Below are 14,865 nucleotides of genomic sequence, written 5' to 3'. Positions count from 1 at the left end.
CGACAGCTGAAACGCTCGCCTCGAGGTCGCAACCTTCGTGAAGAGGCGTGTTTCAGTCTTCAGAGTACACGATTGATGAACTCCTCATAATTCTGTTCGAGATACCGGGCGTAATTAGTCGAGAAAATCTCTGCACAACGCTCCCAGTAGTGTGGCGTCGACCCTGCCATATGAGGCGTGATAATGACGTTCGAGAGCTCCCAAAGCGGTGAGTCTTCAGGGAGTGGCTCGGGGTCAGTCACGTCTAGAGCTGCTCCCCGAATTTTTGACTTCTGAATTGCAGTGATGAGATCATCCTGGTCGACGACGGCGCCACGTCCAATATTGATGACAACCGAATCATGTTTCATCGACGCGAACTCGGGTAAGCCAATCGATCCACGTGTACTCTCATTAAGCGGGCACGCCACGACAACGTAATCACACCGTCCAAGTACTGTATGAGTCTCCTGTGGTGGAAAAATTTCGTCGACGCTGTCTGGTATCTCGTTGGTATCCCGTTTTGTCCCGAGAACACGCATGTCCAGCGCCGATCCTAATTGAGCGATTCGACTTCCAATTTTCCCAACGCCAAGAACGCCAAGCGTCTGTCTTCGAAGTTCGCCACCGCCGTAGTGGTTCCATTCACGACGGCGTTGTTGTTCGAGACCCTGATTGAGGTTTCGCTCGAACATCAGCATATATCCCAACACCTGTTCGGCGATGGGATTGGCGTGGACCCCCGATGCATTAGTGAGGGTGATATTCATATCCCCAATTCGATCGAGATCGTAGCTGTCGACTCCCGCGTTAAGTGCTTGTATCCAGTCAAGGTTCTCTGCCTGGCCTAAGAGTTCATTCGTCAACTTGCGTGTGATAACGATATCTGCAGTTTTGATGTGCTGTAGGGCGTCGTCATAATTTTGTGCACGAACAAGGCCGAGATCCGCAGTTTGTTCTTTGAGCTCAGCGGCAAGGGAATCTGGATCGCCGCCATGCGGTGCTTCGTGTAAGAGCAGCGTCTTTGGGTGGCTCACAATACATATCGGAGTCAGGGGACGAGCATAAATATGGGGGAAACTACCGACGTCTGGCCCTTCGATAAAGAACAACCTGCCCGCAAAGTTGGGTAGGTCCTACGGCGATGTCGGCAAAACGCTCGGACAGAGAAACCAGCGGCCTGTTGGAGGCCCTCGTCGGTAGCTATGGGTTACCGACTGACGGACTGAACGAGCGAATCTCCCGTCTTCGTGTCGAATAGGTGGATCCGATCCAGATCGAAGCTGAGGCTGATCGTGTCGTTTCGATGAATCTCAGTGTTCGGCTCGACAATCGCCTGATATTCAACGCCATTATTCTCCAGCGTGAGGAAGAAGTCAGACCCCATCTCTTCGACGACGACCACATCAGCCGTCGCGTGGCTCTCCGCTGTTGAATCGTGAGAGATTGCTTGGACGGCGATATCTTCCGGACGAATACCAAACCGGGCATCAAATTCGTCGTCCCGGTCGATCTGCTCTTGCATCCAGTCCGGATATGGGAGGCTGAACGCATCCGTCTTAATGACGCCTTCTGTCGGATCAACAGTTGCGTTGAAGAAATTCATTTGCGGGCTGCCGATGAAGCCGGCAACGAATTCGTTCGTCGGGTGATCGTACACCTCTTGGGGGGGTGCAACTTGCTGCACCTCGCCTTCATCCATAACAACAATTCGATCGCCAAGCGTCATCGCTTCTGCCTGGTCGTGGGTGACGTAGATGGATGTCTTCCCAATCTTGTTGTGGAGGCGATTCAGCTCCGTCCGCATGTGGACACGCAATTTCGCGTCTAGGTTCGACAGCGGCTCGTCGAACAAGAAGACGCGGGGCTCACGGACGATAGCGCGACCGAGCGCAACACGCTGCTGTTGGCCGCCCGAGAGATCCTTTGGCTGCCGATCAAGTAGCTCTTCAATCTCGAGCAGCTCGGCGCTCTCTTGCACGCGTCGCTCGCGTTCGGCTTTCTCCATGCCCCGTACTTTCAACGGGTATTCCATGTTCTCGTAGACACTCATGTGCGGGTAGAGTGCATACGTCTGGAAGACCATGGCAACATCCCGTTCCCGAGGAGCCTGCCCGTTAACATTCTCTCCGTCGATGATCAGGTCGCCCTCGGTGATCTCTTCGAGGCCTGCAATTGAACGGAGGGTCGTCGTCTTCCCGCAACCACTTGGGCCGACGAACACGAGGAATTCTCCATCGGCTACGTCGATGTTCATATCATCGACAGCAACGACGCCGTCACCCCCGTCATCATACACCTTGGTTAGATTGTTAATCTCGAGGTACGCGTCGTCTTCCGTGTTATTACTCGTGGTGGTCATGGTTTCCTCACCGGCGTCGTTAGTCGTGGTATTCGTTGTCTCGGGATCGCCTGCCTCGTTCTTTGTCTTGCTCATTATAATGAATCCTCGTTGAATCTGAGTAGGTCTTTGGTATCACTGTACATAATTATTGGGCTACCCCTTCACTGCACCTGCGGTGAGGCCGCTGACGATGTGGCGCTGGAAGAATATCACGAAGAGCAGAGCCGGAAGCATCGCGATGAACCCACCAGCAGCAAGGTAGTTCCAGAGGACGACAACGTCCTCGATCATCATCATTGCACCGACCGGGAGCGTCTTTGCGCTCGGCGTGAACGTGAGTGAGAACGCAAAGAGGAACTCGCGCCACGAGAACAGGAACGTGAGGATGGAACACGCGGCCACTCCCGGCTTTGCGAGTGGAAGGATGATATCCTTGAACGTCTGGAAGCGGGTCGCGCCGTCGATGTACGATGCTTCGTCCAGATCTGCGGGAATCGAGATGAAGTAATTCCGCATGAGCCAGATGACCAGCGGGAGGTTCATGTACGTGTACACGACGATGAGGGCGATTCGCGTGTCAATTAGGCTCAGTTCGCCGAAGAGCCGGTAGAACGGCACTAGCATTCCGATTGGTGGCAAGAGACGCGCACCCAGAATCCCAATAAAGACGTAATCATCGTACGGGAACCGGAAACGAGAGAACCCGTACCCTGCAAGCGTACCGAAGGTCACGACGATGATGGTCGTCGCGATCGCTACGAGTAGACTGTTCAACGTAAACATGTTGAACGACTTCTCGAACAGTAGCGTGGCGTAGTTCCCCCAGATAGGGTCGACGATTTCGCTTCCGCTCGGGATGAGAGTCGGCGGGAAAGCGTGAATCCCGTCGAGGGTTTTCACACTCGAGACAGCGGTCCAGTAGATTGGGAAGGTGAAGTACAGAACCAACGCCGTGAGGAGCGCCGTAATGGTGTACTTACTGGTGAGTAGACTCCCGATTGTTTGGCTAATCCGGTACTGCTGGTCCGTGTCCATGATGCGATTGGTAATTGACATTATATTGTTATGCTGTGTCAAGTGCGTCTTCCTGAATCTGGAGGACGTAAAACGTCACGAACACCATCGTCATCAGAATCATAATGACCGATAGTGCGGACGCATATCCGATGTTCCCCTGGTTGATCCCTGCTTGGTAAATGTACGTCGCTAGGACCCGTGTACTGTTCGCCGGACCACCACCAGTGAGTGCGAAGACGATGGAGAATGTCCGGAACGCGAACATCGTCATAATCACCAGTGCAATAGCTGCTTGCGGCTTCAAGTGGGGAATAGTGATATCGCGGAATTTCTGGAAGAAGTTCGCTCCATCCACCTTGGCGGCTTCATAAAGGTCATCGGGGATTGTTTGGAGGCCGGCTAGGAGGAGAATTGCCGCGAATGGGGCGCGTGCCCACGCGTCTACCACGACTACTGAAATGAAGGCTAGTGCTGGATCTGAAACAAATCCAAGCTTCGTGGAGATCAGTCCGGCTTGCATCAGGAGGGCGTTGACAATCCCGTAGTCTGCGTGGAGCATGAAGCGCCAGATGAGCCCCGTAACGACGAGCGGGACTGCCCATGCAAGAAGGATGAGCACAGTAAATGAGCTTCTTACTCGCTTAGACGCGACCTGATTAATTGCGAGAGCCGCTGTTAGCCCTAGAACGAATGCGAGCGATACGGACCCGAGCACATACATGACGGAATGTTTTAATGACAGGAAGAACATCGGGTCCTGGAAAATTGCGATGTAATTCTCCAGGCCGACGAAAACGTCGGGCCCCCATGATCGTGCCTCGTGAACACTTGACCAAACGAGGTAGCTCGACGGGAGTATCACCAACGTACCCAACACCAGCAGTGGTGGTGTGAGCACGAAGAACATGAAGTGGTCATTTATGAACTCCCGGATCGGTCCGATATCACCGGTGTCTTTTCCGTCAGGGTGATCGAAAATCACCTCGCGGACGGAACTCAATAGATTTTCTGATGCCATCTGCTTATGTCGAGTACAATTGGTTGCTTAAAACTTTTGTTATCATTCAGACACGATTTGGTTATGTATCCCGCCGTACGGAACCCCGGGCTGAAACCGGAACCAGATTTAACTGGGTGTGTCTGAACAGCTCTACAATTGCCATCTTGCCTTTAGTTTTGCTCTAGGATGTTATCCACCTGCGACTGTGCTTCGTCGAGTGCAGCCTGAGCAGATTTTTGACCGAGCCATGCTCCTTGGAGCTTCGTGACCAGTGCGTCGTATGTCTCAATCTGTTTGGGCCACAGTTCCACTTTCGCTGTTTCACCGATCCGCTGTGCCGTTTCCTTGTATTTTGCGTCCGAGAGCAGTTCGTGTTCCCAAGCCTGGGTGTTCGCGGGATAATTCCCCTCCTGATCATACTCATTTGCACTCGCAATCGCGCTGCGCCCACCATCCATGTACACCATCGCCGCGCGTTTCTTCTCCGGGGGCGCGAACCGATTAATCGTCAGGAAATCCGTGTTCATGTAGCTAACGTGCTCTTCCTGGCTCTCTCCTTTCGGGAGAAGTGACACGTTATATTGGTCGGTGTCTTCGCCCCATTCTTCGTGGGCGAGTGCCATCAATCCGAGACCCCCGCCGAAGCCAGCCAGCCCGCCACCGAGGAAGAGGTCTGCGGGACCACCTTCGCCGTACTGCATGACGTCTGGAAGGAGCCCGTCAGCAAGCATCTGACTCTGCCATTCCAGGGTGGTGACAGCCGCATCATTATTAACAACGACTGTGCCATCGTCTTGAACGAAGGTTCCACCTCTCGACCATGCTTGTCGAAGGAATGGGTACACAGGGTAGCGATTCCCGCTGCCGTACCAAACCCATCCGTGGAGATTACCACTTTGTGAGGTGGCCTCTTCACATACCTCACGTACATCTGCCCACGTAGCATCATCGTAGAAATCGGGATCGAAGCCCAATTCCTCGAGTACGGTGGGGTTATAATTGAGACCGTGTGCTTCGGAAAGCCCCACGCTCATGTACGTGTGTTCCCCATCTAGTGACTGGTCAATACCAGTCATCAGCTGGTCTTGGAAGTATGGTGGGAACTGTCCATACGCCTCTTCCGTCCAGAGGTCATCAACAGGCTCCAGCCAGCCTTGTTCCACGAAGTCCATGAAGAACTCCTGTGAAATCTGCATGAGCGCAGGACTCTCCGAGCGAGAAGACAGTAACGTCCGCATCTTCGAAACGGCGTCTGCTGACGGGACTGTGACCGCTTTCGGCGTAATCCCTGTCTTCTCATTATAGTAGTCCTGGAACCAGGCCGTAGCCGGGTCATTTTCCATTCCCCCGAGGTTCATGCGCTCGAACCCGCTTGCAACCTCTGATTCGTCGTATTCTGGCGGGATCCACTCGTTACCACTGATACGTTCGGTTACCGGGTTGGGAGAGTTAATGTCTAGGCTCCATTCGCCGAGGGTGCCTGACGGACCACCTTCACCGCTGTCACCGTCGCTACCGCCGCCACCGCCGCCGAGACATCCCGTGAGAGAGGTCGCCCCGGCAGCTGCAGCTAATTTCATCACTCTTCGCCGCGACAGATTGGAATCTGTTGCCATGCATCATACCCATATTTACCATACTATATTAAGATTTGGGATGGCGCAGAGGTGGTGTTCAGATAAGGATTCGTCTGAACACAGATTCAGCCGGCAAACCAGCCGCTTCCCTGGTGGTCGCCGGGAGAGCAACGCGCTCCCGAGGCCTCGGAAATCGGGGATTTCCGGCGGATTGAAGGAGCGAGGCGCGCGTGGCGGCGAAGCCGCCACGTTTTGCGGCGGTTGGCGTAGCCGACCGCCCACTCGACGAACCCCGGCAACGCAAGCACGTGAGCGACCAACGGGAGCGAACGCGCGCATCGAGCCGCGGGAGTGTCGTGAGTGCAACGAACGAGACCACGGGAGACGAGCACTGCGAGTCTCCCAACGGTCGAGATCACCGAGGGCTTTCAAAACGCAACGGCATCTCCCCTACTTTCGTCTGCTTATCTGAACACTACCGGCGCAGAATTGTTATGATGTTTATCGTCTCTCTGGATCCGAAATACTCGTCCTGAGTACTGGGGGTTCCAGTTGGGGTGAGTAGATGCTGGTGACTCCCTGGGGCGCAAGTAAATCTGGTCTTTGGGTGCCCGTGCGGAACAACACATTAGACTCGTTCAAAATAGCCATAAATTCGCCTCCTCTCCCGCCTAGTCGGTGGATTTATCTTTGTCCCTCTATAGCGTCCGTTCATGGTATTGTCAGCCAACGAGGTGCAGGAACACCTTCGTGGTGTAGCTGCTGGGCTCCTGACTCCTTTCGATGACGACCTCCAAATCGAACACGACAAAATCGAAGCGAACGCGAAGAGCCTCTACAGTGATGGAATCCGGACCTTCCTCGCAACTGCAAACATCAGCGAGTACCACTCCCTCTCGCAGGAGGAGCGAATCGCGGTCGCACAATCGTCGATTGAGGCGCTTCCGGAGGATGCTTGCGTACTTGCTGGCGTCGGGGGCAGCACTTCGGACGCGAAAGAGCTCATTCATGCGTACGAATCGATTGGGGCAGATGCGATGATGATTATGCCACCAGATCATTCGTACTTGCACGAGCAAGGCCTTCTACGATATTACGAGAAACTCGACGATGCCTCTGACCGCCCCCTTGTCCCGTATGTTCGTGGATTTGACCCATCTGTGGAGTATCTCAAACAGCTCACACAGATTGACGGAGTGGCAGGCATCAAATACGCGCTGAAAGACCCTGTCAAGCTCGGCCACGGAGTCGACGCTGGTGACGACGATGTCGTTTGGGTAGATGGCCTCGCCGAACCGTTCGCTGTTTCATTCTGGGCAGAGGGCGCCGAAGGGTTCTCTGCTGGAGTCAGCAACTTCCGTCCCGAAGTCGGCCTCGAACTGTTCGATGCGCTCTCTGCAGGTAAGTGGGAACGGGCACGAAAGATCCGGAATGCTTGTCTGCCGTTCCAGAACTTCCGAGATGAGACCGGAGAAGATAACGAGATTGAAGCAGCAATCAGCATTCCCGCGGTCAAAGAAGGCCTAGAGCTATCCGGGCTTCATGGTGGCCAGGTCCGCGAACCGATTCGGCCACTTTCCCCGTCCGACGAGAATCGAGCAAAGGAGCTGTACAGCCAGCTTGAGAAGGACCTCGAACGCCTCCGAATCACCGGCGCGGTTCAGTGAGTCCATACCCGCCGTTCGATATGTAGATTGAGCGTCTTCGATTTTGACGCCAGGGTAAATCGACAGGGCCAGAATTCCAACGAAGGTCTCTTCGAGCGGGAGACGTACGGTCTCAGTCAGGAAAATTTTGTATTGAGTTCGATGATGTTGGCCGCTCGCTGGACGGTTTCTGCCAGTTCTCCGTGAAGGCGATCATCGGTAACTCGACTCGAGGGACCAGTGATGCTGATTGCGCCAAGTACGGTTTCACCATCTCTAACTGGGGCTGCAATACAACGGAGTCCTTTGATATTCTCCTCGTCATCAATTGCGTAGCCGTTGTCTTCGATTCGATCGAGCTCCTCGTATAACTCAGTTGAAGACGTGATCGTCTCGCTCGTTTTGGCTTCGAAGTCCATCGATTGGATGATCTCTTCGATCCGGCCTTCAGGCAAGTACGTGAGGATTGCCTTCCCGAGAGATGTCGAGTACATCGGTTGTCGCATACCGACTCGCGAAACCGTTTCGACGGACTGTTCGCCAGTAGCCTTGTACAGATACGATACCTTCCCGTGCTCCTCGATGCCGAACTGTACGATTTCTCCCGTCTCCTCAACTAGCTCGTCAACTTGGCTCTTTATAACGTCGTAATTCCCGACCTGGTCTCGGACGTTCTTTGCCATATTGAGAATCTGGAGGCTCAGTCGGTACCCATCGTTTTCTTTAACGATCAGTTTTCGGTCCTCCAGCGTTTGGAGGTGGCTGTGAATGGTGCTTTTCGAGTGGTCGAGACGGTCGGCAATTTCTGTGACACCCAGCTGCCCCTCGCTCTGTAGTACATTAATGAGATTGAGCGTGATCTCGACCGCTTGTATCCGCCTGCCGCCATCTCCCGTGGGTGCGTTTGCCATAATGGTGTAGTTAGGGTCCACCCTCATAAGATTGTTCCCGTGTTGGGAACCCTCCACAATCGGATGGATGACCCTCATTCGCTAAAGTTGCTTTTCGCCGGTTGTGTCGTCCAAATAGTGGGAATATCGATGTATAAGAATAGGATGGGACCACACAACTCGGTCATGTTGTTCCTCTCTCGGGAACATCATGTATCGCATAGAATCGCTATGGATGAGGGCCAATAACACGATTCCTTGATGTACGAGGGCTGGTGTTGGACGACTCTATCGAGGGGATTACACCACTACGTCCGTAATATCGATGTCGCTCGATATTACAAATATATGGACGTAATGATTCGCAACACGGGAATTCTCTTGCGCAGAAAGCACCGAAATCATCTCGATGCTGACCATCGAAATTACTTGAAGTAGTAAACAACACAACCCTAACCAAAGAAGATATATGGCTACGAATACCGCTCAACGTATGCGCATTACAGAAGTTAAAGCATTCGCGCTTTCGTCACCAATTGACCCGCCACAAGAACGTTCCTTCCATGGCGGCACGCGACGTCTACTGAAACGCGACGTTGTACTTGCAATCGTAGAAACCGCTGACGGTCTCCGAGGAGCTGCGACTGCAGGTGCGACTAGCTCGTCGATGCGAGAGTATTTTGAAGGAGACTCTCAGGGAACCTTTGCCGATGTTCTGGAAAATGAGGCCGCTGATGCGTTGGAAGGTGAATCCATCGAGCAGATCACCGATGCTCACGAATTAATCGAGGAGACAAACCTATCGGATCGACTGAAGACAAAGGCCATTTCAGCTCTCGACGTCGCGCTTTACGATATTCGCGGAAAAGAGCTAGGCACTCCAGTATACGAACTTCTCCACGATCAATACGAGAATCCGCCAGAGCTAACGACGGAACTGCCACTCTATGCCAGTTCTGGGATGTACATGGAGCCGGAAGGCTTCGCCGAGCAAGCACATTACGTTGAAGAAGCCGGCTTTTTCGGATACAAATACCGACCAGGAATAGGGCCTGACGAGGACCGTCGAACGATCGATCTTGTTTCGGATGCGCTCGATGAAACCGAGATGATGCTCGACTCTCATACGTGGTGGAAACTAGAGGATTCCTACAGTAAGGCGGAAGTTGACGATATCGTCGCCTGTGCCGATGAGAACGGGGCCTATTGGGTTGAAGAACCCGTCGCCCCTGACGACTACAGTGGATACGAACGCCTAGCTGAAACCGGAGCAGCTCTGGCAGGTGGCGAAAGCGAGGAGTCCCCGGAAGGCCTGCTTGCACTCGGGAAAACTGGTGCTGTCGACTTTCTTCAGGGCGACGTTCGTCATCATCGGGGCTTCACCGGCTGTCATAGAGCAATTGAATTCTGTCGAGGGCGGGATATCGAATTTGTCCCGCATAACTTTGGAACGTGGCTGGGCCTACTTGCAAACGCGCATCTCGTTGCTGCTGCACCGGAAGTCTCCCTCGTAGAATATCCGATCTTCGAGGATGACCCACTCGTGGATGCATCTGGTGACCCGGGAATGTATCCGTTTGACCTCGCCTTCGATCTCGTGAAGGGGCAACCACCGATGCAAAACGGCCAGCTCACTGTACCCGACGATCCCGGACTTGGAATTGAAGTTGATCTGGACGCAATTGAGGAATATTCCTTCATCGAAGGACCGTGGACTGAATTCCACTACGACGAATAGCGACGATTGCCACCTCCGATTTCACCCTGTCAACTAGGCTGCAAGTAGAAGTCGCAGGGCGAGCAATAGTTTCTCCTCGCGATGTGTCATCTCCCTGTCTACGCTTAGTCAGAACCCTGTGCCGGCACGTACCCACACTGTTCGCACATGAATTGCGGATATTCGTACGGTGCAACCAACGTACAGCCGCAGTTGTCGCATCGCATCGTACGTGGCATCCACGATACAACGATTAATAAAATCTCCGACGACAATTGACGAACTCCGTTAATTGAAAGGGGACTAACCGTCTGACTTGGCTCCACGAACTACGACTCGGTAATCACCTCGCAAAATAAGTGGACAGACGCGGGGAATGGCCCCAGAGATTAGTTTCCCTGATACTCACCGGCCTTCTCTTGGTGGGATGTCTGAACTGTGTCGATGACACCGCGGAGATACCCGACAGTAAACCCGCGTGCACGGTGCCGCCAGTCGTCATCCCCCTCCATTTTCGGCACGTGGTCCGGAATCACCGGGCCATCGTACCCGACATCATAAAGCGTTCTGATGACTGCGGTAGTATCGAAGTTCCCTCTGTCGACGAAGGTTTCGTGGAATCGTGGGACAGTGCCGATCACATCCCGGAAGTGGATAAAGACAATCTCGTCGCGCTCGCCAAACCGACGAATTACGTCGGGAATATCTTCGCCCATCTGAGAGAAACACCCCAGACAGAGCTTCAATCCATGGTTGTCGCTCGGCACAAGGTCCATGGCCTTCTCGAAGTTTTCGACGTTACGGAACAGCCGGGGGATTCCCCCGAGCAACTCCAACACGGGTGGATCAACGGGATGTAGTGCAAGATCCACGCCAGCTTCCTCTGTGACCGGAAGAATTTCCTCAAGGAACCGTTGATAGTAGTCCCAGAACTCCTCCTCCGTGTACGCTCGATCGATACCGGGTGCGAGCTTGTCTGGATTCTCGAGCTCGTCATAATCGAAGGCCGTGGCTTCGGCACCACCACGCGTCTCAACCGGGGAGGTCCGCATCGGAACTACACTCCGAGGATTCCACTGGTAGCCCAGAATCGGAATCCCGGCCTCCCCAAGATTCCTGATTAGGGTCTTGATTTGTTCAAGTGCTTCGCCGGCGCCTTCACGGTCGAACATGATATCGCCGTACATCGAATACGGCAGAGATTGGATGCCAGTGAACGAGAGTCCTGCATCCTCGATACGGCTTCTCGCAGCTTCGAGCTCGGAAACGGACGGAATTTGATCTGGACCGACTGCAATCGTATCAGTCCCATCCCGATCGTTAAACTCGTCGGGTTCTTCTTCCGTATCCGCATGGTCGACGAAGATGTCTGTCGCACCGAGTTGCTTGATGTAGCGCAGTCTCGGCTCTGCGAGTGATCGCGTTCGAACGCCTACTCGAACGCCAGTATTGTCATTTTGGCTCACACCTATCGCCAATTTTTCTAACTACTAAATCATTCCGGAGCATTTTCTCTCGCGGTCCTCCCTGAAATCTGGTTATCCCGCTTCAACGGTAGCAGAGTGAACAGCCAGGGGTGCAAACGCCACTCACGATATATCTGGTAACAAGCGACAAAATCGTAAGAATGGTATGGGAGTGCAGAGATTCACTCCATATGCCGAATGGCAAACAGAACTACGTGAACGGAGAGTGGGTCGCTTCGGAGACGGGCGAGACTTTCGACGTCGAGAACCCGGCGAACCCCAGCGAGACGGTCGCAACTTACCAGCAGTCCAGCGCCGACGACGCCACCGCGGCCGTCGAGGCCGCCGTCGCCGCCGAGGACGAGTGGGCGAACACACCGGGTCCGGAGCGCGGCCGCATCCTCCGGCAGGCTGGCTCGATTCTGGCCGACCGCAAAGACGAGCTCACGGAACTCCTCGTCGAAGAGGAGGGGAAAGCTCGCCCGGAGGCAGCGGGCGAGGTACAGCGGGCAATCGACATCTTCCACTACTTCGCCGGGAAGGCCTCCGACCTCGGTGGCACTGTCAAAGGCTCTAGTAGCCGGGATACGACGCTGTACACGCGCAAAGAGCCGGTCGGCGTCGCCGCGCTGGTCACGCCGTGGAACTATCCCATCGCCATTCCGGCGTGGAAGCTCGCGCCCGCCCTGACAGCCGGCAACACGGTCGTCCTCAAGCCCGCCAGCGCCGCGCCTGGCGTGGTGCTGGCTATCGCGCAAGCCCTTGACGAAGCCGGTCTCCCGGACGGCGTGTTCAACGTCGTGACTGGTCCCGGAAGCTCGGTCGGCAGCGAATTCATCGAGCACGAAGGTACTGATGCCGTCTCGTTCACGGGCAGCAGCCAAGTCGGTGAGATGGTCTACGACCAAGCGACCGACCAGGGCAAGCGCGTCCAGACCGAACTCGGCGGCAAAAATCCGACGCTGGTCGCGGACTCCGCAAATCCCGCGGAAGCCGCCGAAATCGTCGCTTCTGGTGGCTTCGGGACGACTGGCCAGTCCTGTACGGCGTGTTCTCGGGCGATTGTTCACGAGGATGTTTACGACGAGTTCGTCGACGAACTCGTGGACGAGGCTGAGGCCATCGACATCGGTCCCGGTCTCGACCACGAGATGGGCCCCCAAGTCAGCGAGAGCGAACTCGACTCCACGCTGGACTACATCGACATCGCCCAGGAGGAGGGCGCGACGTTGGCGGCTGGCGGGAACACGCCCGAAGGTGAAGACGTGGAGGACGGTTACTTCGTGGAGCCGACGGTGTTCGTGGACGTCGACAACGACATGCGCATCGCCCAGGAGGAGGTGTTCGGGCCGGTCGTCGCCGTCATCAAAGTCAGCGACTTCGACGAAGGCCTCGAAACCGCCAACGACGTCGAGTACGGCCTTTCGGCGAGCGTCGTGACCGACGACCACACCGAAGCCAATCGCTTCATCGACGACGCCGAGGCTGGTGTCGTCAAAGTCAACGAGAAAACGACCGGGCTGGAACTGCACGTTCCGTTCGGCGGGTTCAAGCGCTCCTCCTCGGAAACCTGGCGCGAGCAAGGGGATGCCGGACTAGAGTTCTACACCATCGAGAAAACCGTCTACGACAACTACTGACGGCGTAGCGAAGACGGAAGGTGGTTTTCGCCAGGGGTTTAGTTCCCGGGCAATTTGTTCTTCGCGTCCGGACATCTCTTCAGTTGCCGGAGATGGACCGATGGTCGAGTGAGATCGGCACCAGCCAAGGCGACCTCGACGCCGCCACCTACGACGACGTACGCGAAGAGATCAACTTCACTCGAACCACGTCCAATCTACTCGTAGCTTCGCCGTCGACGTACTGTCAAACTGCCAAGACCGCAGTTTCGGCGGAAGGAACGCGACCAAGTCTACAGGCTGAGCAGGCCGAGTGCCTCGGGGCTTGACCCCGAGGGTGAAGGCCGTACGCTCCGCTAAACGTGTTCCGTGCGCTCGATATACTGCTCAATCGTGTCTGTCGAAACGTCGCCTGCCGTCCCCACGTAGTATGATTCCTCCCAGAACCCACCGCCCCACAGATACTCCTCCAAGAGTGGTTCGTGTTGTTCCCACATCTCCCGCGCCGTGATGCTCTTGACCGTCCGCACAATCTCTCTCGGCGCGTGCTTCGGATGGGCTGACAGGAACAGGTGTACGTGGTCGGGCGAGATGTGCAACGACAGTATCTCGTAGCGGACGGTGCGTACCCGCTTCGTGCGAACTACGAGGAAGGGTACAACCTGTCGCTCACCGACGACGGTGACGTTGCGTTCCGCATCAGCGCGAAACCGTACAAGCACGTCAAGGGTGTTCTCGAAGGGAGTGACGCTCACCTCGACATTCTCAAGACCGCCCTCGAAAGCGACGAGTGGAAGATTGGGACAGCTGAAGCCCTGCTCCACAACGACAACGCCGAGTTGCACGTCAACGTCACCAATACCGAGCAGACTGTTCGAGACAAGCAGGACTCGCGGACGGTCGTCGGTGTGGACGTGAACGAAGACAACGTGGCCCTCACCGCACTCTCCGAGGGTGGCGTCGAAGACACGCTCGTCATCGACTTCCCCGAAATCAAGTTCGAGCGCCACCGCTATTTCACGATGCGAAAGCGCGTCCAGAACGCGGGGAAGTCGAGTATGCACGACACGCTGGAAGGACGTGAGGAACGGTTCGTCCGCGACCGACTCCACAAAGTGAGCCGTCACATCGTGGAGTGGAGCCAGCAGTTCGAGAAGCCGTGCATCGTCTTTGAAGACCTCAAAGAGATGCGCGACAGTATCGACTACGGCACGCGAATGAACCGACGCTTGCACCACCTCCCGTTCCGCGCCCTTCAGTTCTATACGTCGTACAAGGCGTCGTTCGAGGGCATCCCGACTGCGTGGATTAACCCCGAATACACGAGTCAACGGTGTCCGATGTGCGGGCATACGGAGCGTGCGAATCGACATAAGAAGCGGTTCAAGTGTCGGTCGTGCGGGCATCAAGACCACAGTGACCGTGGTGCAAGCGTCAATATCGCCGTGAAAGGCATAAAGAAACTCGATTGGAATGTGCCTGCTCTCAACAACCTTCCCGTTGTTCGGAAGGTGCGACGGCAGGCATCGGGGGCCGTGGACGCCCCGACCGTGACCCACCCGACCGCCCGAGGCTATCAGGCCGATGGTCGGATGGGAGTGTCCGACTAA

10 protein-coding genes and 2 pseudogenes are annotated in these 14,865 nt (G+C 55.3%); 4 read left to right on the top strand and 8 right to left on the bottom strand.

The annotated features are described in order from the left end of the window. Window positions 1–59: 59 nt before the first annotated feature. The 5 genes from LT974_RS07825 to LT974_RS07805 form a co-directional block, all read right to left on the bottom strand. Window positions 60–1,016, bottom strand: coding sequence for a D-2-hydroxyacid dehydrogenase (locus LT974_RS07825; protein WP_232587095.1), 957 nt, complete (start codon window positions 1,014–1,016; stop codon window positions 60–62). 173 nt (window positions 1,017–1,189) lie between these two features. Further along, window positions 1,190–2,416, bottom strand: a complete 1,227-nt coding sequence (locus tag LT974_RS07820) for an ABC transporter ATP-binding protein (protein ID WP_332840540.1) — start codon at window positions 2,414–2,416, stop codon at window positions 1,190–1,192. Between the two features lie 60 nt (window positions 2,417–2,476). Then, on the bottom strand, window positions 2,477–3,358 hold the full coding sequence (locus LT974_RS07815; protein ID WP_232587094.1) for a carbohydrate ABC transporter permease: 882 nt from the start codon (window positions 3,356–3,358) through the stop codon (window positions 2,477–2,479). Window positions 3,359–3,386: 28 nt separating this feature from the next. Next, complete coding sequence (locus LT974_RS07810; RefSeq protein ID WP_232587093.1) at window positions 3,387–4,358, bottom strand: carbohydrate ABC transporter permease; 972 nt, start codon at window positions 4,356–4,358, stop codon at window positions 3,387–3,389. Window positions 4,359–4,510: 152 nt separating this feature from the next. Beyond that, window positions 4,511–5,956, bottom strand: coding sequence for an ABC transporter substrate-binding protein (locus LT974_RS07805; protein ID WP_232587092.1), 1,446 nt, complete (start codon window positions 5,954–5,956; stop codon window positions 4,511–4,513). Window positions 5,957–6,630: 674 nt separating this feature from the next. Here LT974_RS07805 and LT974_RS07800 point away from each other — a divergent pair. Further along, a complete protein-coding gene (locus LT974_RS07800) occupies window positions 6,631–7,584 on the top strand; it encodes a dihydrodipicolinate synthase family protein (RefSeq protein ID WP_232587091.1) in 954 nt (317 codons plus the stop codon). A 116-nt stretch (window positions 7,585–7,700) separates the two neighbouring features. On the opposite strand, the gene LT974_RS07795 is transcribed toward LT974_RS07800, so the two are convergent. Next, a complete protein-coding gene (locus tag LT974_RS07795; RefSeq protein WP_232590211.1) occupies window positions 7,701–8,474 on the bottom strand; it encodes an IclR family transcriptional regulator in 774 nt (257 codons plus the stop codon). Between the two features lie 472 nt (window positions 8,475–8,946). Between LT974_RS07795 and LT974_RS07790 the strand changes: the two genes are divergently transcribed. Beyond that, window positions 8,947–10,191 (top strand): mandelate racemase/muconate lactonizing enzyme family protein, encoded by a 1,245-nt coding sequence (locus LT974_RS07790; RefSeq protein ID WP_232590209.1) that lies wholly within the window; start codon window positions 8,947–8,949, stop codon window positions 10,189–10,191. 368 nt (window positions 10,192–10,559) lie between these two features. Here LT974_RS07790 and LT974_RS07785 read toward each other — a convergent pair whose 3' ends face one another. After that, a complete protein-coding gene (locus LT974_RS07785; RefSeq protein WP_232590207.1) occupies window positions 10,560–11,636 on the bottom strand; it encodes a mannonate dehydratase in 1,077 nt (358 codons plus the stop codon). 191 nt (window positions 11,637–11,827) lie between these two features. Between LT974_RS07785 and xacF the strand changes: the two genes are divergently transcribed. Then, complete coding sequence (gene xacF, locus LT974_RS07780; RefSeq protein WP_232590205.1) at window positions 11,828–13,276, top strand: 2,5-dioxovalerate dehydrogenase; 1,449 nt, start codon at window positions 11,828–11,830, stop codon at window positions 13,274–13,276. A 335-nt stretch (window positions 13,277–13,611) separates the two neighbouring features. On the opposite strand, the pseudogene tnpA reads toward xacF, so the two are convergent. After that, window positions 13,612–13,869, bottom strand: a pseudogene (tnpA, locus tag LT974_RS07775) (IS200/IS605 family transposase); the annotation flags it as partial. Between the two features lie 3 nt (window positions 13,870–13,872). Between tnpA and LT974_RS07770 the strand changes: the two are divergent. After that, a pseudogene (locus LT974_RS07770) lies at window positions 13,873–14,865 on the top strand (RNA-guided endonuclease InsQ/TnpB family protein); the annotation flags it as partial.

The organism is Halobacterium noricense, from assembly GCF_021233435.1.
Lineage (GTDB): Archaea > Halobacteriota > Halobacteria > Halobacteriales > Halobacteriaceae > Halobacterium > Halobacterium noricense.
Note: the sequence above shows the minus strand (reverse complement) of the source record. Positions and strands in the feature narration are given on the sequence as shown.